General features: G+C 66.9%; 2 protein-coding genes. One reads left to right on the top strand and one right to left on the bottom strand.

Features of this window, described 5'->3' with window-relative positions; translation table 11 throughout:
- Window positions 1-654, bottom strand: a 654-nt coding sequence (locus tag RWX45_RS02075; RefSeq protein ID WP_316022130.1) for a hypothetical protein, incomplete at its 3' end; no start/stop codon positions are given.
- A gap of 1242 nt (window positions 655-1896) precedes the next feature.
- Between RWX45_RS02075 and RWX45_RS02080 the strand changes: the two genes are divergently transcribed.
- The coding region (locus RWX45_RS02080) for a hypothetical protein (RefSeq protein WP_316022131.1) at window positions 1897-2100 on the top strand (204 nt) is incomplete at its 3' end.

The following is a 2100-nucleotide window of genomic DNA, read 5'->3' on the forward strand; positions in this document are numbered from 1 at the left end:
TGGCTCAACCGTGGGCTCAGCGCCGGGGATGCGCACCGAGACGCTGCAGGCGGTGTCGTTGCTCGACGTCGCAGCGATGGTGTAGCCGCTGGCCACGGGCGCACCGGCAGCTTCCAAAGCGGCGTCGGTGACCGTGAAACGTGTTCCGGAGAAGCGAGCGCGCACGATAACCGGCGTGGTGTTGCCCTCCGTGTCGGTGACGTTCAGCGCCACTTTGAAACTGCCGCCGATGTTGGTGCTGCGGTCAAAGGCCCAGCCCGTGCCGGTCAGCGTACCGTCGGCGTAGCTGAGTGTGGACGCGGCGGTCGGCTCCGGCAGTCGCACATCCATGGTCAGGGTGTCGATAACTTCCCAGGCGGTGAAAGGCGAGGTACGCCATTCCAGGGTGTACGTGCCCACGTGCGGATCCATCCCCTGGGTGAACGGCCACAGCGGCAGGGCGTACTCCGAGCGCCCCTGGGCGAAGCTCGGATAAATGAGAGCCGACTGCGCCGCCCCGGACTCGCTCACCACTCGCACCTGTACTCCGACGCGTACCGCCCCTGCGGCACCGAGCGGCTGCCCCAGGTAGTCCTTCCACCCGGACAGGATCAGCAGCGGACGATCGGTACTGCTGGAGGACACGTAGGTGGCACCCGGCTGTCGCACCGTCACGGACCGAAGGTCTGACTCACTCGCCGCGGTCGTTTCGGCGGTCGGCGTTGAGCTCGGCAGGGCCGGTGACGACGTCTCTGCCACCGCGGTAGGCGCAGCGGACGTGGGAGTGTCGGTTTGCTCAGCCGCACCAGCCGGTGCGGCGGTCGGCTCCTGACTGGCCGGCGTCACGGCATCCGTCACCGACTCGCCGACCGCAGAGCTTGGGGACGCGGACGAGGCCGCCGGCGCGGTCTGCTCCATCGTTGGCATCGCCGCCGCGAGGCTGTGGGCGGCAGTCGGCGCCGCGGGCGCGGTCGTGCCAGTGTCCGCGTTTTCGCTGTCCTGTGCCGCGGGCTGCTCGCTCGCGATCACAGTAGCCTCGCTGCTCGTGGGAGTGAGGTGGTCGGCTACGACGAGCGCACCAGCGCCGGCGGAGGTGGCCAGCACTAGTCCGAGCACAGTCGGCAAAGCCAGTGCGGCGCGCAGTGCAGGTCTACGCACCCTACGCGCTGTCTTGGCGTGGCGCGGGAAATGGGTCATCGATCCGGAACTCGTCTGTCGTCCTTGGTCTGTCGGGGAACCGTAGCGGCACAGGCACCGTCACGGTGAGAGTGGGGCCACCTGCATGCATTCCCGAGCCACTTCGATCACAGGGTTCTGCCGAGGGCTCGGAAGTCATGTATACGGGTAACCCCGACACCCTTCGATGGTATCGCCCAAGTAGCGTGTGCGGCACTGAAATCCTACGAGCGTGCATGGTTTCACCCGCTTGCGAGCGGGCCGCCGGGTGCGTGTTGCGGGTTCGCGCAACGGCGATATTTCCCGTCGTGGCAAGGAATGCGGCGGAGTTCGCCGCCCTCTGGCAAGCGCAACATCCCGCACGTTTCACTATTGTCTCGAACATCTCGTTATAGCACACCCATGCCCGGGAATGCCCTCGATCACGAGACCGGATTCACGTGTGACCTGATGCGGGATGCGGGCGATGACTCTCGCGCCGTGGCGTCAGGCCCGTAAGCTAACGGCAGGAGTGATCCGTGCTGTCAGCCCCGTTCACGGCTCGTTCCGCCGCCCCTTTGTCTGCGGCGCCGAGCGTGACCCCGTGAGTTAAGTGCGTGAAGCCCATAAGTCCCCGCCGTCGATTTCCGACCGGGTGCTGGGCGAGTGTGGTGGGTGCGGCGCGGCAAGAGCGGCGGCCATCCGGCCTCCCCCACACTCCGCGACCGGTTCTCACCATTGAACCAGATACGGGAAAAACAGATGACAGCCAACCCGACAGGGTCCTCTGCGCCCTTCGGCACCCCTGACGACAACCCACTCGGCCTCGACGACCTGTTCAGCGCCGAAATCTCCGGCACTGCTCCGGCAGCGCCCAGCGACGCCGATAGCGTCGCCGCACCGCACAACCCCGAGTTCTCCGCCCCACAGTCCGCGGAATCCTTCGACACCCCCGCCTCCTCCGAC

Origin of the sequence: Actinomyces sp. MRS3W (assembly GCF_032465695.1) — a bacterium.
GTDB lineage: Bacteria > Actinomycetota > Actinomycetes > Actinomycetales > Actinomycetaceae > Actinomyces.